Annotated in this window: 22 protein-coding genes; 5 read left to right on the top strand and 17 right to left on the bottom strand. The window is 49.1% G+C overall.

The genetic code is table 11. The annotated features are described in order from the left end of the window. Positions 1-77: 77 nt before the first annotated feature. A complete protein-coding gene (locus tag HP568_RS07740; RefSeq protein ID WP_048032276.1) occupies positions 78-569 on the top strand; it encodes a hypothetical protein in 492 nt (163 codons plus the stop codon). A 99-nt stretch (positions 570-668) separates the two neighbouring features. After that, positions 669-857 (top strand): DUF4177 domain-containing protein, encoded by a 189-nt coding sequence (locus HP568_RS07735; protein WP_048032275.1) that lies wholly within the window; start codon positions 669-671, stop codon positions 855-857. Between the two features lie 63 nt (positions 858-920). Here HP568_RS07735 and HP568_RS07730 read toward each other — a convergent pair whose 3' ends face one another. Continuing rightward, positions 921-2,216 carry a class I SAM-dependent rRNA methyltransferase gene (locus tag HP568_RS07730; protein ID WP_173628783.1) on the bottom strand — a complete coding sequence of 432 codons (1,296 nt, stop codon included), beginning with the start codon at positions 2,214-2,216 and terminating at the stop codon, positions 921-923. Between the two features lie 89 nt (positions 2,217-2,305). Here HP568_RS07730 and HP568_RS07725 point away from each other — a divergent pair, with 89 nt between their 5' ends. Further along, on the top strand, positions 2,306-3,289 hold the full coding sequence (locus tag HP568_RS07725; RefSeq protein WP_048032273.1) for a Na/Pi cotransporter family protein: 984 nt from the start codon (positions 2,306-2,308) through the stop codon (positions 3,287-3,289). Here the strand turns inward: HP568_RS07725 and HP568_RS07720 are convergent. The 13 genes from HP568_RS07720 to lepA all read right to left on the bottom strand — a co-directional run bounded on the left by HP568_RS07720 (position 3,255) and on the right by lepA (position 16,916). Next, positions 3,255-3,920: an LrgB family protein gene (locus HP568_RS07720; RefSeq protein ID WP_173628782.1), complete on the bottom strand. Its 666-nt coding sequence runs from the start codon at positions 3,918-3,920 to the stop codon at positions 3,255-3,257. The genes HP568_RS07725 and HP568_RS07720 overlap by 35 nt on opposite strands. Continuing rightward, on the bottom strand, positions 3,913-4,308 hold the full coding sequence (locus HP568_RS07715; protein ID WP_048032271.1) for a CidA/LrgA family protein: 396 nt from the start codon (positions 4,306-4,308) through the stop codon (positions 3,913-3,915). The genes HP568_RS07720 and HP568_RS07715 overlap by 8 nt, the downstream gene beginning before the upstream one ends. A 101-nt stretch (positions 4,309-4,409) precedes the next feature. Then, positions 4,410-5,075: a deoxyribose-phosphate aldolase gene (gene deoC, locus HP568_RS07710; RefSeq protein WP_048032270.1), complete on the bottom strand. Its 666-nt coding sequence runs from the start codon at positions 5,073-5,075 to the stop codon at positions 4,410-4,412. A 4-nt stretch (positions 5,076-5,079) separates the two neighbouring features. After that, positions 5,080-5,508 (bottom strand): NUDIX hydrolase, encoded by a 429-nt coding sequence (locus HP568_RS07705; RefSeq protein WP_017247721.1) that lies wholly within the window; start codon positions 5,506-5,508, stop codon positions 5,080-5,082. After that, a complete protein-coding gene (gene mtaB, locus HP568_RS07700; protein WP_048032268.1) occupies positions 5,505-6,863 on the bottom strand; it encodes a tRNA (N(6)-L-threonylcarbamoyladenosine(37)-C(2))-methylthiotransferase MtaB in 1,359 nt (452 codons plus the stop codon). The genes HP568_RS07705 and mtaB overlap by 4 nt, the downstream gene beginning before the upstream one ends. A 101-nt stretch (positions 6,864-6,964) precedes the next feature. Beyond that, positions 6,965-7,723, bottom strand: coding sequence for a 16S rRNA (uracil(1498)-N(3))-methyltransferase (locus HP568_RS07695; RefSeq protein WP_173628781.1), 759 nt, complete (start codon positions 7,721-7,723; stop codon positions 6,965-6,967). An 18-nt stretch (positions 7,724-7,741) separates the two neighbouring features. Further along, positions 7,742-8,683: a 50S ribosomal protein L11 methyltransferase gene (prmA, locus tag HP568_RS07690; protein WP_173628780.1), complete on the bottom strand. Its 942-nt coding sequence runs from the start codon at positions 8,681-8,683 to the stop codon at positions 7,742-7,744. Between the two features lie 99 nt (positions 8,684-8,782). Further along, positions 8,783-9,910 carry a molecular chaperone DnaJ gene (gene dnaJ, locus HP568_RS07685; RefSeq protein WP_048032266.1) on the bottom strand — a complete coding sequence of 376 codons (1,128 nt, stop codon included), beginning with the start codon at positions 9,908-9,910 and terminating at the stop codon, positions 8,783-8,785. A 150-nt stretch (positions 9,911-10,060) separates the two neighbouring features. Then, the gene (dnaK, locus tag HP568_RS07680) at positions 10,061-11,887 is read right to left on the bottom strand and encodes a molecular chaperone DnaK (protein ID WP_048032265.1); all 1,827 of its coding nucleotides are present in this window, start codon (positions 11,885-11,887) and stop codon (positions 10,061-10,063) included. Positions 11,888-11,938: 51 nt separating this feature from the next. After that, positions 11,939-12,481: a nucleotide exchange factor GrpE gene (grpE, locus tag HP568_RS07675; RefSeq protein WP_173628809.1), complete on the bottom strand. Its 543-nt coding sequence runs from the start codon at positions 12,479-12,481 to the stop codon at positions 11,939-11,941. 58 nt (positions 12,482-12,539) lie between these two features. After that, positions 12,540-13,565, bottom strand: coding sequence for a heat-inducible transcriptional repressor HrcA (gene hrcA / locus HP568_RS07670; RefSeq protein ID WP_048032263.1), 1,026 nt, complete (start codon positions 13,563-13,565; stop codon positions 12,540-12,542). 152 nt (positions 13,566-13,717) lie between these two features. After that, positions 13,718-14,860, bottom strand: a complete 1,143-nt coding sequence (hemW, locus tag HP568_RS07665; protein WP_048032262.1) for a radical SAM family heme chaperone HemW — start codon at positions 14,858-14,860, stop codon at positions 13,718-13,720. Positions 14,861-15,098: 238 nt separating this feature from the next. Beyond that, the gene (gene lepA, locus HP568_RS07660; protein ID WP_048032261.1) at positions 15,099-16,916 is read right to left on the bottom strand and encodes a translation elongation factor 4; all 1,818 of its coding nucleotides are present in this window, start codon (positions 16,914-16,916) and stop codon (positions 15,099-15,101) included. 191 nt (positions 16,917-17,107) lie between these two features. Here lepA and HP568_RS07655 point away from each other — a divergent pair, with 191 nt between their 5' ends. After that, positions 17,108-17,596, top strand: a complete 489-nt coding sequence (locus HP568_RS07655; RefSeq protein WP_173628779.1) for an HIT family protein — start codon at positions 17,108-17,110, stop codon at positions 17,594-17,596. Next, the gene (locus HP568_RS07650; protein WP_173628778.1) at positions 17,574-18,452 is read left to right on the top strand and encodes a GNAT family N-acetyltransferase; all 879 of its coding nucleotides are present in this window, start codon (positions 17,574-17,576) and stop codon (positions 18,450-18,452) included. The genes HP568_RS07655 and HP568_RS07650 overlap by 23 nt, the downstream gene beginning before the upstream one ends. Positions 18,453-18,506: 54 nt before the next feature. On the opposite strand, the gene HP568_RS07645 is transcribed toward HP568_RS07650, so the two are convergent. From HP568_RS07645 to HP568_RS07635, 3 genes are all read right to left on the bottom strand, one after another. Then, positions 18,507-19,511, bottom strand: coding sequence for a hypothetical protein (locus HP568_RS07645; protein ID WP_173628777.1), 1,005 nt, complete (start codon positions 19,509-19,511; stop codon positions 18,507-18,509). After that, on the bottom strand, positions 19,481-20,029 hold the full coding sequence (locus HP568_RS07640) for a sigma-70 family RNA polymerase sigma factor (RefSeq protein ID WP_048032258.1): 549 nt from the start codon (positions 20,027-20,029) through the stop codon (positions 19,481-19,483). The genes HP568_RS07645 and HP568_RS07640 overlap by 31 nt, the downstream gene beginning before the upstream one ends. 112 nt (positions 20,030-20,141) lie before the next feature. Next, positions 20,142-21,155 carry a methyltransferase domain-containing protein gene (locus tag HP568_RS07635; RefSeq protein ID WP_048032257.1) on the bottom strand — a complete coding sequence of 338 codons (1,014 nt, stop codon included), beginning with the start codon at positions 21,153-21,155 and terminating at the stop codon, positions 20,142-20,144. Positions 21,156-21,178 lie beyond the last annotated feature (23 nt).

The raw sequence follows: 21,178 nt of genomic DNA, 5'->3' as shown, positions 1-21,178 counted from the left end.
GTATCACCTGCTCACGTTTTTTCTCATACCATATAAATAAAATTCCTGTCATGGAGCTATTTTTTGGAGGGATTTCCATGAGAGATTATTTACTGTACTGCACGTACTGCTCTTCTTACACTTTATTGCACAGCTATGATAAGGACAGCGGTTCTTTCTTGGGGGAATATTCCCTGCTGCATAATAACTACACCCGCGACCCAATCGTCTTGAACAAATTTCTCCTTGCCCATCTCGGTCACACCATCCGTACCATTCCCTCTAAGACGGATGACTACCGCCATATCATCTGCAATGCATCACATTTTTTGGAGGATGATATTGACAAGTACGTGGAGGAAAGTCAGCAGCGGGCTAAATTCAAGGAGCGTGATCGGAAAAGCGAACGCGAAATTGGTCAGGTACAGCTATATCTGGTCGAGCATCTTTTGACCCACGAGCTTCAGAACTTAAGCCAGGCCCGCGCTTCTACCCCCGCCGAAGGACAAGTCTTTTTAGGCAAGGAACTCGGGTTCAAGCAGGCTCTCGACCTCGTCAGGCGTGTAAAAAATGACAAGCAATTGTCATGAGCACTTATTTCTTTATTCGAAATGATTCACATTCTTTTGCAACTCTTTCCGCTCGTCGCGCGTATAAAAAGAGAGACGATACAAGCGGGGGGAAAGAACATGTTTGAATACAAATTCGTCCGAGTTGAGCTGTCCTCTTTTCGACGCCAACCAAAAGAAGATTATCAGACCGTTGTCCACGAGCACGCCAAGGAAGGCTGGCGTTTGGTGCAAATCTTTGCTCCAAGCATCGGGGGCGACGGTTTGGCCAAATACTTCGAATTGATTTTTGAAAAACCAAAGTCTTAAATGAGACTGAAGCCGAACAGAAAAACAGCGCCGTATGAAAGCGGACGCTGTTTTTCTTTTTCTCTATCGACGATCTCTTACTTCAAAGATGGCAAATTTCAAGTAATGAGCCTCATCAGCCCCACTGATTTGCGGATGATCCTTGCCCGCGCCTCGCCATTCAATCAGGCGCAATATCTTTTTCGCATCGATCGCTGCTTCTTGGATCGTTTGCAGGAACAGCTCAGGTGACATATGGTACGAGCAAGACGCGGTAACGAGAAATCCACCTGGACGGACGAGCTTCATTCCGTTTAAGTTAATGTCTTTGTAACCGCGGCAAGCGCCCTTCACTGCTCCACGGGATTTCGCGAACGCTGGCGGGTCAAGAATGACCACATCCCAGCTCTTGCCTGCCTCTACATTTTCACGCAAGTAATCAAACGCATTAGCCACCACGAAATCAACGCGATGCAAGAAGCCATTGAGTGTAATGTTTCGCTTCGCTGTTTCGATGGCGTGATCGGAAATATCGAGGGCTGTCACTTTTTTCGCACCGTGTTTGCAAGCATTCAGGGTAAAGGAACCAGTATGTGTAAAGCATTCCAATACCTCGGCGCCATCCCAAAACGGATTTTTGACCACTTTACCACGCTTGTCCACAGGCACCTGCTTTGTCTCGCCTTCTGCCTCCATGCTCGTCAGGGTTATGCCGTGCTTTTCGCCCCAGCCTTTCATCAATGGCGCAATGGAAGCACGATTTTCCCGTTGATCATAGAAGAAGCCGGTCTTTTGCCCCTCTACGATATCCACATAGTATTTCAATCCGTTTTCTTCGATCAATACCTCACGCGGACACTCTCCGTACAGGACTTCTTTGCCCTGTGTCAGCCCTTCCAGTTCACGGACAGGTACATCATTGCGCAAATAAATACCGGTCGGTGCAAATACCTCTACCAATGCATCCCGAATCCAATCGATGCGCTTCTCCATCCCCAATGAGAGGACTTGGACAACCAATGTGTCTTCGTAGCGGTCGACGATGAGTCCTGGCAAAAAGTCGGCTTCCCCGTAAATGACGCGGCAAGCTCGTGGGTTGTCCACAAATCGCGTCCGGAATTCTGCCGCCTGCTTGATTTTACGCAAGAAAAAGTCGTAGTCGATCTCTTCCTTTTGGTCGTAACTCAAAATGCGCACGATCATTTGTGAAGCTGGGTTGATGTAACCCTTTGCCAAAAAATGTCCTTTGTGATTGGTGACCTCGACGATTTCACCTGGTTCTACATCCCCTTGAATTTCTAATACCTCTGATTGAAAAATCCACGGATGTCCTACTTCTAGCCGCTTTTTCCGATGTTGATTCAATAGCACACGTGCCATGCAGCTATTCCTCCTCTTGTCATGCTTGCCCTTGTACAGGCATAGCGTTATAGTAACTTGCTAAAAATGGACAGGGAGGAACGTATCTTGTGATAGTCTCCATCCTCGCCCCTTTTACATTTGGGCTCACGTTTTTTCTTTTCGGTATGTACGCCATGCGCTCCGGCTTTCAAAACCTCGCCGGCAAAAAAATGGAAGAATGGATGGGGCGCTTTACTCGTACCCCACTCCATAGCTTCTGGATTGGTCTCTTCGCTACTTTTGTCTTGCAAAGCTCCAGTGCGGTAACTGTCCTGACGATTGGGCTGACGAACGCAGGCATCATCCAGTTCACGCAAACCGTCGGCATCATTTTGGGAACCAATCTGGGCACGACCGTGACAACGGAGCTGGTTGCGCTCAAGCTCGAGTCCTTTGCCATCCCCATGCTTCTCATCGGAGTAGCTCTATGGCTGATGCCGCGCCGAAACATTCGTTGCATCGGTCTCGTCGTCGCTGGCTTCGGACTGATCTTCCTCGGTATCGATACATTGAAAGTCATGGCGAAGCCTTTGGAGCAGTCTGAGACGTTTCGTTCGCTTTTTCTGGAAAGCAGACATTCCATCTGGATCGGTTTGATAACCGGGATCATTTTCACCGCTCTCATTCATAGCGGTTCCGCTACGACCGTCATCACGATGGGTCTGCTCAGTCATCAAATTCTTTCGATGGAAACGGCACTCGCCATCGTATTGGGCGCGAACGTCGGAACTTGCTTTACCGCTGTCATCGCTGCAATTGGCACGAATACGGCATCCAAACAGGTCGCATGGTGCCATACGCTCTTCAATGTTGCTGGCGCGATTGTTTTTTTACCGTTTCTTTCCCAGCTTGCCCTCGTCAGTGCATTTTTAACGGATAGTCCTGCTATGCAGATCGCTCATTCACAGACGATCTTCAATCTCGTCTGCTCGTTGGTCGCGCTGCCATTCGTCCCGCAGATAGCTCGGTTTATTCAATGGCTAATCCCTGATAAGCGTCGTCCTACTGACCTCACCTTCAGAAAGAAAATGGTATCAAGTAGATGGAAGTAATGACGCCTGCCACGATCATTGCGACACTGGACGCTGCCGTTTGAACAGGAGAAACACGGTTCAGGCTAGCCGTGCCAATGGCGTGTGCACTCGTACCGATCGCGATCCCAATTGCCCAATCATCTTTGATTTTTCCCCATTTGAGAACAGGACGGGCAATCATCACACCGACCATCCCCGTCAGCGCGGTAAAAAAGGCTGCAAGTGCTGGTTCCCCACCTATGGACCGACTCAGCTCCAACGCAATCGGGGTGGTCACAGATTTACTGAGCATGCTTTTGTATACGAGCTCATCTGAACCCAGACACCAATGAACCGCCATAACGACGAAGATCGCAACTGCGCAGCCTGCACATACACCAAGCATAACACCGCGCCAAATATGAGCAAACTCCTTGATCTGTTTAGCCAGTGGAATAGCGAGTGCCACCGTTGCAGGGCCGAGCCAAAAGGAAATCCACGATCCTCCGGCAGCAAACGCCTCCCAATCACCACTAAACAGCCACCACATGGTCCAAACCAAGATTACAGCCACCAAGAGAGGCTGCAATCGTTGGAATCGAGCGTTGATCATTGTTGCGCCTTTGTACCCTGCTATGGATACCAAAATGGCGAGAAATTGACTAAGCATCCAGAGTCCTCCCCTCTTGCTGCAAGGACGATTCTGATTTTTGTTTATGATACTTCAAATACCATTGCACGACCACGCCAGTCACAAGCATGACCAGCAACGGACCGAGAACCATCGATAGTATGATTGGCAATGGATTTTGCGTGAATACGTTTAAATAGGAAGCAACTCCGACGATGATCGGTACGAAAAAGAGCAACATATGTCGGATCAGAAAAGTACCCGCTTGTTCCACCCAATCCATTCGTATCCATCCCATACACAGTCCCAGTGTTAACAGCAGCATTCCCACCAGGTTCCCGGGCAGGGGAATATGCAGCCATTTGCTCGCAGCTACGCCTACCCCATAAAAAGCCAACAGGATGACGATTCCTTTAACAAATTTCATTTTGCTAATCTCCTCCCCGCTCCCTATCCTCTCTCTATAGGAACATCAGCATGTAGGACGGAAAAAGCCCGGCCTTACCTCGGCCAGGCTTTTCTTTCGTATTAGTATCCGCTGCCTGTTGTTTTTGCTCCAGTTACAATGGAAACACCGGAGCTTGTACCGATACGGCTCGCGCCTGCTTCGATCATCGCAACCGCTGTTTCGCCGTCACGAACGCCACCAGACGCTTTTACGCCTACATTTGGTCCTACGGTTTTACGCATTAGCGCGATATCTTCAACCGTTGCTCCACCTGTTGAAAATCCTGTGGAGGTTTTTACGTAATCAGCACCAGCTTCTACGGAGAGCTTGCATGCAACTACTTTTTCTTCTTCGGTCAAGAGGCAAGTTTCCAGAATCACTTTCAAGAGAATATCGCCAGCAGCTTGCTTCACAGCAGCGATGTCTTTTTTGACAGTTTCCAGGTCGCCAGATTTCAAGGCACCTACGTTCAGTACCATATCTACCTCAGTCGCTCCGTTTGCAATCGCATCGCGGGTTTCGGCTGCTTTGGACTCGATCGTGCTCGCTCCCAGAGGGAATCCGATAACTGTGCACACTTTCACATCGGAGCCTGCCAAGAGTTCAGCAGAGCGTTTTACCCAATAAGGGTTTACGCAAACAGACATGAAGTCGTGCTCTCTTGCTTCAGCACACAGCTTGTCAATCATCTCTTGTGTAGCATCAGGCTTCAACAGCGTGTGGTCGATATATTTGTTCATGTTCATAGAACTACACCTCTATCCCTAATTGTTCGAATGCAAGGCGAAAAATGCTGTCATTGTTACGGTATCCTCGTTGCAGTTGCAAATCCCATGCTTCCTTTGCAGAATGCCAATGAACATCATTGATTTCTTCTAGCTGCACGGTGATCTCTGTGTTATAGGCTTCCACCAAATAATAATGGACTTCTTTGTCGATGGATTCACCCGTCACTGGATGTGTATACACATAAGTGATCATGTCGAGCTTGGATCCCAATCGTCCTGCTACGCCTGTTTCTTCTAAAACCTCGCGCAGAGCCGTTTCTTCGATGGTCTCGCCCATCTCCTGCTTCCCTTTTGCGAGTGTTACTTTGCCATAGCGGTCTTCAATCAATAGGAGCATGTACTCTGTGTCTTGCTTCTGGTATACAACGCCTCCTGCCGATATCTCCCTCATATAGCTCGCTCCTTCAGGTAAGGAAGCGCCCCTGTTTCCACTACGCGAACAAAAGTCCCTTTGCAGTATTCCGAGCCTGGTTCATCCAGTCTGACCTTGCAAATCTTGCCGATCATGCTCTCATCGCCAGGGAAGACGACGTTCAGATAGTTGTCCGAATAGCCCATCAGAAGACCGCTATCTGGTGCTTCCTTAAACGGACGCTCCGGAATGACTTCCAGTACATCCCCTACGAATTTCTTGGAGTATGCCAAGGTCAATTCCTGATTGAGCTCCAGAAGCTTCGCTACGCGCTCGTTCTTTTCCTCTTCAGGGATTTGATCCGTCATACGCGCTGCTGGTGTACCTGTACGCATGGAGTACGGGAATACGTGCATCTCGGCAAACCCGATTTTTTTCATAAACTCGTATCCGTTCCAGAATTGCTCTTCGGTCTCACCCGGGAAGCCTACGATGACATCAGTTGTAATCGCTGCTCCTGGCAATGCTTCGCGTACTTTGACCATTCTTTCGTAAAACTCAGCAGTCGTATACTTGCGGCGCATGCGTTTCAACACTTCGTCATCTCCCGCTTGCAGCGGTACATGCAGATGGCGCACGACACGATCGGAATTGTTGATGACCTCGATCACTTCATCGGTGATTTGGCTCGCTTCGATCGAACTAATACGGATTCGCTTGAGGCCTTCGACTTGATGAAGGTCAATCAACAGCTTGGCCAAGTTGTAGTCTTCCAAATCCTCGCCGTATCCACCCGTATGAATCCCAGTCAAAACGATTTCCAGATAGCCCGCTTCCACCAGCTTTTGAGCCTGTTCAACGACACTTTCCGGTTTGCGGGAACGCATCAGACCGCGCGCCCAAGGAATAATACAAAACGTACAAAAGTTGTTGCAGCCCTCTTGAATCTTGAGGGAAGCACGTGTGCGATCCGTAAAGTTAGGAACATCAAGCTCTTCGAACTCGCGAGCTTTCATAATGTTACCTACTGCGTTGATCGGCGTGCGTTCTGCACGAATTTGATCCACGTACTCGATCAGCTTCTCGCGCCCTTGTGTACCAACTACGATATCTACACCAGGAATTTGCGCAATCTCACTTGGAGAGGTTTGCGCATAGCAGCCAGTTACAGCTACGATCGCCTCAGGATTACGGCGAATCGCACGACGAATCACTTGGCGGCTCTTCTTATCTCCCGTGTTCGTAACCGTACAAGTATTAATGACGTAAACATCTGCATCATCTTGTTCAAAGTCAACTCTCTCGTAGCCGTCTGCCTTGAACAATTGCCAGATGGCCTCTGTTTCATAGCTGTTTACTTTGCAGCCCAATGTATGAAAAGCAACGGTAGACATTGCCATTCCTCCTTTTCCGTGAAAAACGTCTCGACGTTTTTCATAAAAGTGGATGCGACCGCTTGCGGTCAACGAAACGGTCATGACCGCTTCGTTCCTGCTCATCCTTTGCGAAGTGATGAAGCCTTTCGTTCAAACTGATAGGAAGCGCAGGCCAAAACGTACTGGCTTGCCGTTTCCGTGCGCAAAATGCGTGGGCCAAGGGAAACTGTCAGGAACCCTTTGCTCTCTGCTTGGGCCACTTCCTCAGGAGAGAAGCCTCCCTCCGGTCCAACGAGAACGAGAAGGGAATCACCCGCAGTCATCTCTTCTAGCACTTGATGAATCGTGGTACTGCCTTCTTTTTCATAGGCAATGGCGCAATGCGTATACGACTGGCCAGCTTGAAGTATCTCACGAAATGAAACAGGAGATAAAAGCTCTGGCAAAACAGCACGATGAGACTGTTCAGCAGCCTCCTTGACAATTTTGCGCCAACGCTCCAGTTTTTTCGCTTCTTTTTTGGCGTCCAGCTTTACAATGGTTCGCTCAGAAGAAAACGGGAAAAAAGAGTACGCCCCAAGTTCCGTCCCCTTTTGCAAAATCCACTCCAGCTTCTCGCCTTTTGGAAGCCCTTGACCAATTGTGACCCGGATCGGCAGTTCTCGTTCTTCTTGGAGCATTTCCATTACTTCTGCCCGTACTTCCTTGGCAGAAAGATAGACAAGCTTGGCCCGTGCCGACCTGCCCGCTCCATCAGAAACGATGATTTCTTCGCCTTCCCTGGCACGCATTACATTTACGATATGGTGTACATCGTCTCCGACAATCGTTAGCTCATTCTCAGTAAAGGAATGTGGCTCGACAAAATATCGTTGCATCTCGCCAACCCCACTATTCTATCGTTTTTTTGCTACAATTGCTACCCAGTCATCGATGAAAATGGTTTCCACGACCTCAAGACCCGAAGCCGCCAATGCCGCTTTTACATCCGCTTCACGTGCAGCAATAATACCTGACGAGATAAAGGTGCCACCTGGCTTTAACACGCGGAATACATCGTCGGTGAAACGCACGATGACTTCTGCCAAAATGTTCGCCACGACCACTTCCACCTGCTCCTCGATGCCGTCGAGCAAGTTGTTTTGTCTCACGTTGATATGCTCATGCACACCATTCAGTTCGGTATTGCCCTGTGCGGAGCGTACAGCAACTTCATCCAAGTCCATCGCCAGCACATCTTTTGCTCCGAGCTTGATAGCTGCAATACTTAAAATAGCTGTGCCTGTCCCAACATCATACACTTGATCACCTTTTGCCAGATACTTCTCAAGTGCACGCAGACAAAGGATGGTCGTCGGATGTGTACCTGTACCAAATGCCATACCTGGGTCCATCTCGATAATGATCTCATCTGGATGCTTCGGCTCATACTCTTCCCATACTGGCTTGATGGTCATGCGATCAGACACATGGACTGGTTTGTAATATTTTTTCCAGGCGTGGGCCCATTCATCTTCGTGGACATCGTTTACGGCAATCGATGCCTTGCCGATATCCAGACCGTACTCGATCAACTGCGCCAATTGCTCTTTCAGCTCTTCTACAACGTCAAGCAGCTCGCTGCTGTCAACCGGCAGGTATGCTTTAACGAATACGCCCTCGGCCGGAAAATCATCAGGAGAAAGCTGGTAGATTTCGCCAAAGGGGGTATCCCACTCACGATAAAGCACCTCCGGGTCTTCAATTACGACACCATTGGCACCCAATTCATACAAGAGGCTTGACACCGCCTCCGTAGCCTCCGCTGTAGTATGGATACTGATTTCTGACCATTTCACGAATCTACCACTCCCCACATAAGCTCCCAATCGGGCTTTTCATTTAATCGACTTCGCTACATGAAACTTTAGGCAAAAAGCGGACAAAACCGCGACGGATTACTCGCCGCGGAATGCCCGTTTCATTTTTTCGAAAAAGCTTTCGTCTTCTCCCCCATGCTGTCCTGGCTTTTCTCCAGACAGTTCGGCGAGCTCACGCAACAATTCCTTTTGTTTATCACTCAGCTTGGTCGGTGTAATGACGCGCACTTTCACATGCTGATCACCGCGGCCGTTCCCACGCAAATGCGGAACACCTTTACCACGCAAGCGGAAGAATGTTTCTGTTTGGGTACCCGTCGGGATCTTCAACTTCACGCGACCATCGACAGTCGGCACTTCAATCTCATCTCCAAGTGCTGCCTGGGCGTAAGTAAGCGGAACCTCACAGTAAATATCATTTCCTTCACGCTCAAAAAACTCATGACTCTTCACACGCAATACGACGTACAAATCACCAGGAGGTCCACCGTTTGCGCCCGGTTCGCCCTCGCCTGTTACGCGCAATTGTGCTCCATCGTCCACACCCGCAGGGATGTTGAGATGAATTTTGCGGCGTACCTTGACACGTCCACTGCCACGGCAAGTTGAACATTTTTCTTTGACGACTTTCCCTTTGCCTTCGCAAGTCGAGCAAACACGGCGATTGACGATTCGGCCGAATGGCGTGTTCGCCACCACTTCTTGCTGTCCTGTACCACTACAAGTCTTACATGTATCTACTCCGGAACCAGGCTTCGCGCCAGAACCAAGGCACGTATCGCATTCTGCTTCCTTTGGAATTTCCACGTCAGTTTCTTTTCCAAAAATCGCGTCGATAAAGTCAATGCTTAGGCCAAATTGCAGGTCTGATCCTTTGCGTGGAGCATTTGGATTCGAACGTCTGCCGCCACCACCGAAGAACATATCAAAAATATCTCCGAAGCCGCCCATGCCTGATCCATCAAAACCTCCGCCACCGAAGCCCTGATTTGGGTCTTGGTGACCAAAACGGTCATACTGCGCACGTTTTTGTGGCTCGGACAGGATGTCGTACGCATCCTTTACTTCTTTGAACTTTTCTTCCGCGTCAGCCTCTTTATTTACATCGGGATGGTACTGACGTGCCAGCTTGCGATACGCTTTTTTGATTTCATCAGCGTCCGCGTCCTTTGCTACGCCAAGAACCTCGTATAAATCACGTTTCATCTCCTACATCACTCCCATGACAGTCAACTGTTATCATAGCATGTGACAGACCTGAAAAAAAGTCAAAGTCAGCATTCCGTGACTTTGACTTTCATGGGTCACATCGTGGGAAGCGAGGGGAGATATCTCTCCCCTCACAGTTCCAGCGTGTTACTTTTTATCGTCTACCACTTCGTAGTCAGCATCAACGACATTGTCTTTCTTCGGCTCTTGACCTTCAGCGCCGCCTTGTGCTGCTTGCGCTTGAGCAGCCTGCTCATAAAGCTTCACGGAAATTTGTTGGATGATCTCGGACAGTTCATCTTTCGCTGTCTTGATCTCTTCGAAGTTGCCGCCTTCCAGAGCCGCTTTCACTTTATCTTTCGCAGTGTTAGCGCGATCGATTTCAGCTTGGTCGATCTTGCCTTCTACTTCTTTCAGTGTTTTCTCAGTCGTGAATACGAGTTGGTCAGCTTCGTTGCGAACTTCTACTTGCTCTTTGCGTTGTTTGTCCGCTTCTGCATTCAATTCAGCATCTTTTACCATGCGATCGATATCATCGTCGGACAGACCGGAGTTAGAAGTGATCGTGATACGTTGCTCTTTACCTGTACCCAGGTCTTTTGCACGTACGTTTACGATACCGTTCGCGTCAATATCGAAGGATACTTCGATTTGCGGGATACCGCGTGGCGCTGGCGGGATATCGGACAAGTTGAAGCGTCCGAGCGATTTGTTGTCGCCCGCCATTTGACGCTCCCCTTGGAGAACGTGAATTTCTACAGATGTTTGGTTATCCGCAGCTGTAGAGAACACTTGGGATTTGCTTGTTGGGATCGTCGTGTTACGATCGATCAGCTTGGTGAATACGCCACCCAATGTTTCGATACCGAGGGACAGTGGAGTTACGTCGAGAAGAACGACGTCTTTCACGTCACCAGTCAGTACGCCCGCTTGAACAGCCGCTCCCAGTGCTACTACTTCGTCTGGGTTCACACCTTTATGTGGTTCTTTTCCTGTAAATTTCTTGATCGCTTCTTGTACCGCTGGGATACGAGTAGAGCCACCAACCAGGATAACGCGATCCAGTTCGCTTGGAGTCAGACCAGCGTCTTTCAGCGCTTGACGAGTTGGGCCCATTGTACGCTCAACCAGTTCAGCAGACAGCTCTTCGAACTTCGCACGAGTCAGGTTCATCTCCAAGTGCTTTGGACCTGTTGCATCTGCTGTAATGAACGGCAGGGAAATGGTTGTAGTCAATACGCCGGAGAGGTCTTTCTTTGCTTTTTCCGCAGCGTCTTTCAAACGTTGTTGAGCCATACGATCCTTGGACAGGTCGATGCCATGCTCTTTTTTGAATTCGCTCACCAGGTAGTTCATAACAACATCGTCGAAGTCGTCTCCGCCCAGTTTGTTGTCACCGGAAGTCGCTTTTACTTCGAAGAAGCCATCGGACAATTCGAGAATGGATACGTCAAAGGTACCGCCACCCAAGTCGAATACGAGAACCGTTTGATCTTCTGTTTTCTCCATACCGTATGCAAGTGCAGCTGCGGTTGGTTCGTTCACGATACGCAGTACTTCCAAGCCAGCAATTTTACCAGCATCTTTTGTTGCTTGGCGTTGGCTGTCATTGAAGTAAGCTGGAACCGTAATCACTGCCTGCGTCACAGATTGACCGAGGTAGCTTTCCGCGTCTGCTTTCAGCTTTTGCAGGATCATAGCAGAGATTTGCTCAGGTGTGTACTGGTTGCCTTCCAGCGTTTCTTTATGGGTGCTACCCATGTGGCGCTTGATGGAGATTACGGTATTGTCTGGATTGGTGATCGCTTGGCGTTTTGCTGCTTCCCCAACGATGCGCTCGCCGTTTTTGAATGCTACCACGGATGGTGTGGTGCGGTTACCTTCCGCATTGGCAATAACGACTGGCTCGCCGCCTTCCATTACTGCTACACAAGAGTTGGTTGTTCCCAAGTCAATTCCGATTACGCGACTCATACAAAATGTCCTCCTAACACTTTACGTCTAGTGAATTTTCGTTTTTTGAGATTACTCGTTCACTTGAACCATCGCCGGACGAACGACGCGGTCTTTGAACATATATCCTTTTTGCAGCTCGGCTACCACAACACCTGATTCAAACTCAGGGTTTTGTGTTTGCATAACCGCTTGGTGGATGTGAGGGTCAAATGGGTTTCCTTTTGCCTCGATTGCAGCCAAGCCTTCTTTATCGAAAACTTGGACCATCTGACGATATACCATGTTTACACCCTCCAAAAGGGAGTCTACTGTCATGGATTCCTTGTCAGCGGCAAGTGCTCGCTCGAAGTTATCGAGAACTGGCAGAAGCTCTTCCACGATTTTAAGAGAAGCGTATTTAGCCAGATCTTCCTGCTCTTTGCGAACACGGCGGCGAAGGTTATCCATATCAGCCATGGCACGCAGCATGCGGTTTTGGTGATCCTCAGCCTGAGCCTTCCAGTGAGCAGCCTCTTGCTCCCAGTTCATCTCGGATGTTTCTGTTTGGTCTGCATCCTTTGCTACTTGTTCTTCCTCGAGAGTCGGGTCTTGCGTTACTTTTTCCTCGCTCAACGTCACTACCTCCTGGCGGCTTTTCCCAGTCAGAAGACTGTTTAGCCATTCACTCCATTTATTTCTCAAACTGCGAAGTCAGCATGCGCGATAGGCCTTCCGCCAAATGGTTGAGCACAGTAATGACCTTGCCGTATTCCATTCGTGTCGGCCCAAGTATCCCTACCATTCCTACAGGCTTGCCTCCAAGCGAATAAGAAGTGGTAATAATACTGCATTGCTTAATCGCGTCTAGCTGGTTTTCCTGTCCGATGCGTACCGTGAGACCATCACCCTGCATGCCAATCACATTCATCAACTGATCGTGCTGCTCTAATAGCTCAAGAATATCCTTGACTTTATCCACGTCCCGGAATTCCGGCTGGTTCATGATCTTGGTCGCACCGCGTAAGTATACTCGTTCTTCTTCTTGTGTCAGCGAGTTGTTGAGGAGCTGAAGAATTTCTTCATACTGCTCCGTATGACGCTGCATTTCACCGGAAATCTCTTGATAAAGACGTTGTCGAAGCTGCCATAGTGGCACGTCGGACAGTTTTGCATTCAACAGATTGACGAGTCTCTCGATTTCCCCGGCACCAATGCCTTCTGGAAGATCGATCAGCTTGTTCTCCACTCGTCCGGTATGCGTCACCACAATCGCGACAGCCTGTTCAGCATTGAGAGGAACGATTTGAATATGTTTTAACCGATGCTCAAAAATCTCTGGTCCCAAGACAATCGCCGTGTAGTTTGTCAGCTGAGAGAGAATTTGGGCAGTGTACTCTACCACTTGTTCTGCGTGGAGAATACGTTCGGCAAACAACTGTTTTAGTTTACCCAACTCAGCTTCCTCCAAAAGATGAGGCTGAATCAGGTTATCGACGTAGAAGCGGTATCCTTTTGTAGAAGGAACGCGTCCCGCCGAAGTGTGGGGCTGTTCTAAGTACCCCAAATCTTCCAAGTCAGACATCTCGTTGCGTATCGTTGCCGAAGAGAATCCGATGTCGTCCCGTTTGGAAATGGTTCGGGAGCCAACAGGTTCGGCAGAATGAATGTAATTATCGACAATCGCGTTTAAAATCATTTGTTGACGGTCTGATAACATGGATGTCGCTCGCCTCCTGTTGGATTGTTAGCACTCATGCTTATCGAGTGCTAAATCTATATACTAAGGTATCAATAGTAGAAGGATTTGTCAACGAACTTGAGCTAGTTCAAGAGACAAAAAATCTCATTTTTCGCGAGTTTCGCTTTGACTTAACGAAGAAAGCGTGCAAATACCTCATTTCCGAGCGGAAGCCCCTGTTTCGTCAGCTTCAAAAACCCGTCCTGTTCTTGCAGCATTCCTTTGGCTACCTCTTCTTCTATTATTGTCCCAAACACATCATGAACAGTTGCGCCAAAACGGGATGCAAACGCCGAAAGGTCAACTCCTTCTCTCAACCTCAGCCCCAAAATCATCTGTTCCTCCATGGCATCCTCGCGTGGTACCTCGAATTGTTCTACACGCGGCAGTCCTTCCTTGCACTTCTGCATGTAAATCGCAAGCGGACCAGCATTTACGTGTCGGTGGCCGCACACATAGCCGTGGGCCCCTGCACCCAACCCATAGTATTCACGATTGAGCCAATAGGTTTTATTATGTTTGCTCTCGAAGCCCGGTTTTGCAAAATTGCTAATTTCATACTGCTTGTACCCGTGACGCTCCATCTCTTCTATTAAGACCATGTACATCTCAAGCTCTGTCTCTTCAGATGGCAGCGGCAACTGATCCTTCTGGTAGAGCGTGTGGAACAGCGTGTTCTCCTCCACCTTGAGACTGTACGCGGAGAAATGGGTGGTCCCTAACCCAAACGCCTTGTCCAACGTCTGGCGGAAAATGTCTAGTGTCTGGTCCGGCAACCCAAACATCAGGTCGATGCTGAAGTTGTCGAAGCCTACTTTTTTCGCATTATCGATACTGCGGTACACAGCTTCTTGGTCATGGATTCGTCCCAGTCGTTTTAAAAGCGCGTCGTCAAAGGACTGCACACCAAAGCTCAGGCGATTGACACCCAATTCACGCATAATCCGCAGCTTTTCCACATCTGTCGTTCCCGGATTCGCTTCCATCGAGAACTCGATATCATCCGCCCAGTACTTGCCCAACTGTTTTTGTACCAGCTCCAAAAACGCGCGCATTTGGGCATGATCGAGAAACGTAGGCGTCCCTCCGCCGACAAAAATCGTTTTCACCTGCTCAATCGGCTGCTGGCTGAAGGTGATCTCCATTTCGCTTTTCAATGCGTCTAAGTAATCCCAAATGAGCTGCGGATTGTTCGTCACAAATGAGTTGAAGTCACAGTAGTAACATTTATTCGTACAAAAGGGAATGTGAATGTAAACCGATTGTGGCATCATGTCCCTTTCCCTCCTAAAATTGATAAAATGAAAAGTCAAAAAGTCGGCTTTTCAGCACCGAGAAAGTGGCGAGAACCTGATGAAGGAGGAGCGGAGTGTAGGGGACCTACATGAGCACCGGACTTCGAAGGTGAACGCCAGTTTCGATACCGAATCAACTTTCATAAATGACTTCGTGATCAAAAGCCGACTTTTTGACCACCGCTTTTAATGGAAAAGACCTGACACAAGGTCAGGCCTACTTCTTATCATCCATGCGCAATACAGCCATAAACGCCTCTTGTGGTACCTCTACGGAACCGACAGACTTCATGCGCTTCTTTCCTTCTTTTTGCTTTTCGAGCAGTTTGCGCTTACGCGAAATGTCCCCGCCGTAACATTTAGCAAGAACGTTTTTACGCAACGCACTGATCGTTTCACGAGCGACAACCTTGTGTCCGATGGTCGCCTGAATCGGCACCTCGAATTGCTGACGAGGAATCAGTTCCTTCAGCTTTTCGCAGATAACTTTTCCACGAGGATAAGCCGTGTCTTTGTGTACGATAAACGACAGAGCATCCACCACTTCGCTGTTGAGGAGAATATCCATTTTCACCAGTTTGGAAGCTTTGTACCCACCTAGCTCGTAGTCAAAGGATGCATAGCCTTTTGTACCCGACTTCAGCAGGTCAAAGAAATCGTAAACGATTTCCGACAAAGGCATGTCGTACTTCAGCTGCACACGGTTCTCACCCATATACTGCATGTCGAGAAACTCACCGCGTTTCCCTTGGCACAACTGCATAACGTCACCGACGTATTCTTTCGGCACCATAACTGTCGCCGTAACGTAAGGCTCCTCGACCATTTCGATCTTTTGCGCTTCCGGCATTTTAGACGGGTTGTCGATTTCGAATACTTCCCCGTTCGTTTTGGTAATGCGGTAAATAACGCTCGGCGCGGTCGTAATCAAGTTAATGTTGAATTCCCGTTCGATCCGCTCCTGGATGATCTCCATGTGCAGGAGTCCCAAGAAACCACAACGGAAACCAAAGCCAAGTGCTTGGGAAGTCTCCGGTTCAAACTGCAGGGAAGCATCGTTTAGCTGGAGCTTTTCCAATGCATCACGCAGATCGTTGTACTCGTTCGTTTCGATTGGGTACAAACCGCAGAAGACCATCGGGTTGATCTTGCGGTAACCAGGTAGCGGTTCAGGTGCAGGGCGATTCGCATCTGTAATGGTATCCCCCACACTGGTGTCTCCCACTGTTTTAATGGAAGCAGCTACGTAGCCTACATCTCCAACCGTCAATTCTTCTACTTGCGTTTGACGTGGTGTCGATGTACCGATTTCGGTTACCTCAAATGACTTGCCAGTCGCCATCATCTTGATCTTCATACCTTTTTTTAGGGTTCCGTTGATGACACGGATGGAGGCAATAACGCCACGATACGCATCAAAATAGGAGTCGAAAATCAAAGCTTGGAGAGGTGCATCCGGGTCTCCCTCTGGAGCAGGTACTTTTTGCACAACGGCTTCCAGTACTTCTTTAATCCCGATACCCGCCTTGGCAGAAGTCAGGACCGCATCGCTGGCATCCAGACCGATCACGTCCTCAACCTCTTGCTTCACGCGCTCAGGCTCTGCACTTGGCAGGTCGATCTTGTTAACAACTGGAATGATCTCCAGGTTGCTGTCCAACGCCAAATACACGTTAGCCAAAGTCTGGGCCTCGATCCCTTGTGCCGCATCCACGACGAGGATAGCCCCTTCACAGGCAGCCAAACTGCGGGATACTTCATACGTAAAGTCGACGTGTCCAGGGGTGTCAATCAGGTGGAGAATGTATTCCTCACCGTCATCTGCTTTATAGTTCAAACGCACGGCATTGAGCTTAATCGTAATCCCGCGCTCTTTTTCCAGCTCCATCGTGTCAAGAAACTGGGCTTCCATCTCACGTGCAGTCAAAGCACCGGTCAGCTCCAAAATGCGGTCTGCCAGCGTCGACTTTCCATGGTCAATGTGGGCGATGATGGAAAAATTTCGTATCCTTTTTTGTCTTTCACGACGATCCATGTGTTGTTCGTTCCCTCCCACGCGAATCCATTCAAACGTTCAGATTGCGCCTCACAAAAAATACACTAACAGTAATTATAACAAACCGATGATATAAAGAGCAACCAAAGAGAATCAGGCATTTGCCTCCTTTTTCTCGTATCCAGACTTTTCCTGTGCTAAAGTGGTAACTAGCATGGAGGTGGCTAGGCATGGATACACAGCAAGCCGATTGTTTGGGCTGTCGGTTGGCCCATGGAATCGAAGTAGCGCATATCGTCTATGAAAACGAATGGGTCGCGTGCCTCTTGGATATCGATCCTTTTTCGGAAGGTCACATGCTCATTCTCCCGAAGGAGCATTTTGTAGAGTGGACAGACTTGGATGAACGCACGATGCAAAAGGTATGCGAGGCAGTCACATCTCTGTCCCATGCCCTTAACAAGTTGTACAAGCCCGATGGCATTACTATTTGTCAAAACGGCGGTGCTTTCAACGAGCTGACTCATTTTCATATGCACGTCATCCCTCGATTCCATTATGATGGTTTCGCGTGGAGTGATCCGCTTTACGAGCATGGAGCTGCGAGCCATTTGGCCGCTACACGTACAAAAGTGGCGGAAGCATTACACAATCTCTTCGACGATACTGCCGTGAACACAAAGAAAGAAACGGAGAATGATCAAAGTGAACAGTGTTGACTCTTGCTTGCATTCCTTAACGATATCGGATATTCCCGGACTTATTGCCTTATCTGATTCCGTAAGCTGGGATTACGACGAAGCTGAAATTCGCACAATTCTGTCTATCGGAACCGTATTCGGTCACAAAGACACGAGTGGCACCCTCCTTTCATGTGCAGCTATCATCCCCTACGATGACAAGCTTGCGAGCATCGGTATGGTGATCGTCCATCCCTCGTCACAAGGCAAAGGATTTGGCCGACTACTCATGAAGGCGTGCATGGCGTCTGTTTCTACCGATACAACGATCATGCTCATTGCGACTCCAGAAGGCGAGCCATTGTACAAAAATCTCGGATTCCAGTCAGTGGATCGTATTCAAAAATTTATCGCTGAACGCTTTTTGCCTGAAGCACCTCCGCAAAACGAAGCCCCTGACGAGTTTGAAATTGTACCAATGGCGTTGAACGATTTTTCGGGCGTGGTTGCATTGGACAAAGCAGCACTGGGTAGCAGGCGCACTCATTTTCTCGAGACACGCATGAGACAAGCTACTACCTGTCTCGTAGCCAAAAATCGCTCCGGCAATATCATCGGGTATGGCTTCGCCGTTCAAGGCCCAGTCAACCTAATCGCGGGACCGATCGTCGCAGAAAATGCCATCATGGCTGAACACCTCCTGTACAAGCTGACACAACATCATACCGGACGTGTGCGGATAGACGTACCCGATGAGCAAGCAGCGTTTCATAATTACTTGAAGCAAACCGGGTTCACACAGGTTTCTCATCCCCCAGTGATGGTTGCGAATGGCGATAGCCTGCCCCGCCGTAATGGGACATACTTGGCGATAGGTGGTCAAATATACGGATAGACATAAAAAGAGAAAAACGGACCTTCTTTTACGCAAAGGTCCGTTTTGTCATTCTTACTTTGTGTTTGATCGATCGTGAACTTGCTCCAGCACTTTAGGTGGAAACAGTTTTTGCAGACTGCTCTGGTAGTTGCTGCCGTCCTCGGGCATTTGGAAGTCCGTTACCCGATAATCATTTCCATTGTAGGCGATTTGAAAGACCATGGGTGCACTGATGGCGGAAGAGTTGCTACCCGTTATTTTCACCCAAGCGTATACGGTTCGTTTCGCAGCATCTGGCGCTTCCACACCGAGGAGCTCAACGCTTGTCTCGCGATGTTTTCCCAGCCACCCCAGCTTATCGCTTTCTGTCTCCAAATACTGCTGAATGATAGGCCCGACCAGTTGACGGTTCGCGGGTGCTATCCCTTTTTTCACCTCGACAAAAACTTGTCCGAGATGTTTGCCTCCTGTTCTTACTTCCAGCTTCCATTTTCCCGGTTCTGGTAACACGATCCCTGAGGGAAAATGTCCTTCTGCATCGTATAACGGGTCCATAACCTCGTAGCTGCCCAACGATAGACGGGTCCCATCGGTGTTGTAAGCAGCGATCTCTACTTCCTCTGCGTAGTCCCCATTCAACAGCCATATCACCCGCTGCGTCTGCCCTTCGTAGAAACCGTCCCGATCCGTCATGATGCGGACAGGCTTTTCTCCCAAATAAGAAAAGGATTGATTGTCGTAAGTGGATGTCAAAGAAGGCGACAGCTTCCACAAATCCGCTTCGACGATTTGTCCACCTGGTAACAAGGCGGGTACTTGTGTCTCTTGTTGGGAAGGTCTCACCTCATGCTGTGCAGATTGTCTCTCCTCCTGAATGGGAAGCCCGAACCACAATAGCAAGCTCATCGCCAGCAAAACGCCCGGCAAGGCTAGCTTCCTCCAGCCAGTCATCCACCCTGTCCCGGGCCTCACCCTCTGTCTCACTCGCTCTTCCATCGATGCAGTGAACTGTACATCACGAAAAATGGTCTGATCTGCCCGTTCCTTTAAGTCCGTGAGCCATCGGTTTTCGTCCATTCCCAGTCCCTCCCCTCTCCCATTCTCTGCCGAAGCTGCTGTCTGGCCCTATGCAACCGGGTTCTGACTGTTCCTTCCGTTACCCCAAGCACATCCGCCACCTCTCCGATGGATAAATCCGCATAGTAATGAAGGGCAATCACTTGACGATAGAGTGGAGGAAGCTGCAACACTTCTGCTACGAGCTGGTCCCTTTCGGCTTGATCGAGCACAAGACTTTCTGTAGAAAGCTCCCCATCCTGTCTAATCCACGAGCGGGGAAGGATATGACGAAACGACCAAGAACGCAAATAACCTTTGCACTCATTTACCGCGATTCTATACAACCACGTGTGCACACTGCTCTCCTGCCGAAATCGGGGAAGATGCCGATACACCTTGACGAATACATCCTGTGTAATATCCTCTGCCAAGCTGCGATCTTTAACCAGAAAAGTGACGAGTCGAAGCACGCGGGTCCCATACTCCCTCATGATTTGTTCAAACGCAGCATCTGTCGTTGGCTGCAATTTTTCCAAGGGCGCGACCTCCTTCACGTATGAAAATTTTCCGCAAAAACGCGGTCGCTCCTCCATGAAAAGACCTCGATCGAGGTTTTCTTACTGGTTAGATGCAGCAGCAGACGTTTTGTTACAAGGTGGTGGAAGAAATTTTTTTCGCCAAAATCGTCCAGCGAGTGGCTCCACCCGGTGTCCCGACAGGTTCAGCGAATGGATACCCACCATGCTGCCAACGATCCATATCATAGCCCGTGTCCGCTTGGCTCGGTTCGCAGTCTTGCTTGTGGAATACATTCTCTTTGCTATAGGTGACATGAAAGCCCAATCCTTCCAGTAACAGCTCAAGCTCTGTAGGCAAAAGCAGCGCCATCTCGCGCTCTACGCGATACCTCGGCTGCTCGATCTGATCCAGAAAAGTTTCATAAGTAAGCGTGTAGCGGAACTTTTGGTCCAAGAGCGAGGTTTCACCCTCTACCTTTTGATACACCATACGGTCCGGGAAAACGAATTTGCGTTGCATCGTTGTCCATTGATTTTTTACTGGCGGCAAGAGTAAATCAATGGCCACTGTTCCGTTCTCTGTTATGTAATCACGGATGACCGAAAGCAATTGACGTTGCTTGGCCCTACAGGTGGCCTGCTGAAAAATGCCTTCTGGAAGAAGCACATGCGTAAATTGCCGATCAAGCTCCAACTCCCACATATTTTGTTCTAGCAGCTCCAGCCGTTCTTCTTTTCCTTTCAACATGCGCCGTTTCTTTTTGGAGGCCATCTCCAGCATATCCGGGCTCCAATCGATCCCGCAGACGGACAAGTCATTCCGTGCCAGCTCAATGGCAATTCTCCCGGTTCCGACACCCAGCTCCAGCACGGAGACTGGTGATTGCTCCGCTTCTCCCAGCAACCAGTTTCGATAAAAAGCGATGCTGGCCTTCCCGGCAAACTGATCGTAATACGTAGCTTCTACGTTTGTGTACTTCGTTTCAGGAAGCGGCAAGTGCCGACCTTCCTCGTCCATCCCGCATTCGGTACACACAGAACCTGCTAAATGAGGAAAAGGCACCCCAGGCGGGACGCCATTTTTCGTATCACCCAGCCACTCATCGTAACGGAACTTGCATTTTTTGCAACTGTAGATAGTCATAATGCTTTAGATACCTCCTGAAG

This window comes from Brevibacillus sp. MS2.2 (genome assembly GCF_013284345.1).
Classification (GTDB): domain Bacteria; phylum Bacillota; class Bacilli; order Brevibacillales; family Brevibacillaceae; genus Brevibacillus; species Brevibacillus brevis_C.
Note: the sequence above shows the minus strand (reverse complement) of the source record. Positions and strands in the feature narration are given on the sequence as shown.

Excerpts from the sequence above, each read along its gene's own strand:
- HP568_RS07730 (WP_173628783.1), bottom strand. The coding sequence starts at position 2,216 with ATGGCACGTGTGCTATTGAATCAACATCGGAAAAAGCGGCTAGAAGTA.
- HP568_RS07740 (WP_048032276.1), top strand. The coding sequence starts at position 78 with ATGAGAGATTATTTACTGTACTGCACGTACTGCTCTTCTTACACTTTA.
- HP568_RS07695 (WP_173628781.1), bottom strand. The coding sequence starts at position 7,723 with ATGCAACGATATTTTGTCGAGCCACATTCCTTTACTGAGAATGAGCTA.
- dnaK (WP_048032265.1), bottom strand. The coding sequence starts at position 11,887 with ATGAGTCGCGTAATCGGAATTGACTTGGGAACAACCAACTCTTGTGTA.
- HP568_RS07720 (WP_173628782.1), bottom strand. The coding sequence starts at position 3,920 with ATGCTTAGTCAATTTCTCGCCATTTTGGTATCCATAGCAGGGTACAAA.
- deoC (WP_048032270.1), bottom strand. The coding sequence starts at position 5,075 with ATGAACATGAACAAATATATCGACCACACGCTGTTGAAGCCTGATGCT.
- HP568_RS07655 (WP_173628779.1), top strand. The coding sequence starts at position 17,108 with ATGGATACACAGCAAGCCGATTGTTTGGGCTGTCGGTTGGCCCATGGA.
- HP568_RS07705 (WP_017247721.1), bottom strand. The coding sequence starts at position 5,508 with ATGAGGGAGATATCGGCAGGAGGCGTTGTATACCAGAAGCAAGACACA.
- HP568_RS07645 (WP_173628777.1), bottom strand. The coding sequence starts at position 19,511 with ATGGACGAAAACCGATGGCTCACGGACTTAAAGGAACGGGCAGATCAG.
- lepA (WP_048032261.1), bottom strand. The coding sequence starts at position 16,916 with ATGGATCGTCGTGAAAGACAAAAAAGGATACGAAATTTTTCCATCATC.
- HP568_RS07715 (WP_048032271.1), bottom strand. The coding sequence starts at position 4,308 with ATGAAATTTGTTAAAGGAATCGTCATCCTGTTGGCTTTTTATGGGGTA.
- HP568_RS07650 (WP_173628778.1), top strand. The coding sequence starts at position 17,574 with ATGATCAAAGTGAACAGTGTTGACTCTTGCTTGCATTCCTTAACGATA.
- dnaJ (WP_048032266.1), bottom strand. The coding sequence starts at position 9,910 with ATGAAACGTGATTTATACGAGGTTCTTGGCGTAGCAAAGGACGCGGAC.
- hrcA (WP_048032263.1), bottom strand. The coding sequence starts at position 13,565 with ATGTTATCAGACCGTCAACAAATGATTTTAAACGCGATTGTCGATAAT.
- HP568_RS07735 (WP_048032275.1), top strand. The coding sequence starts at position 669 with ATGTTTGAATACAAATTCGTCCGAGTTGAGCTGTCCTCTTTTCGACGC.
- HP568_RS07635 (WP_048032257.1), bottom strand. The coding sequence starts at position 21,155 with ATGACTATCTACAGTTGCAAAAAATGCAAGTTCCGTTACGATGAGTGG.
- mtaB (WP_048032268.1), bottom strand. The coding sequence starts at position 6,863 with ATGTCTACCGTTGCTTTTCATACATTGGGCTGCAAAGTAAACAGCTAT.
- hemW (WP_048032262.1), bottom strand. The coding sequence starts at position 14,860 with ATGATGCCACAATCGGTTTACATTCACATTCCCTTTTGTACGAATAAA.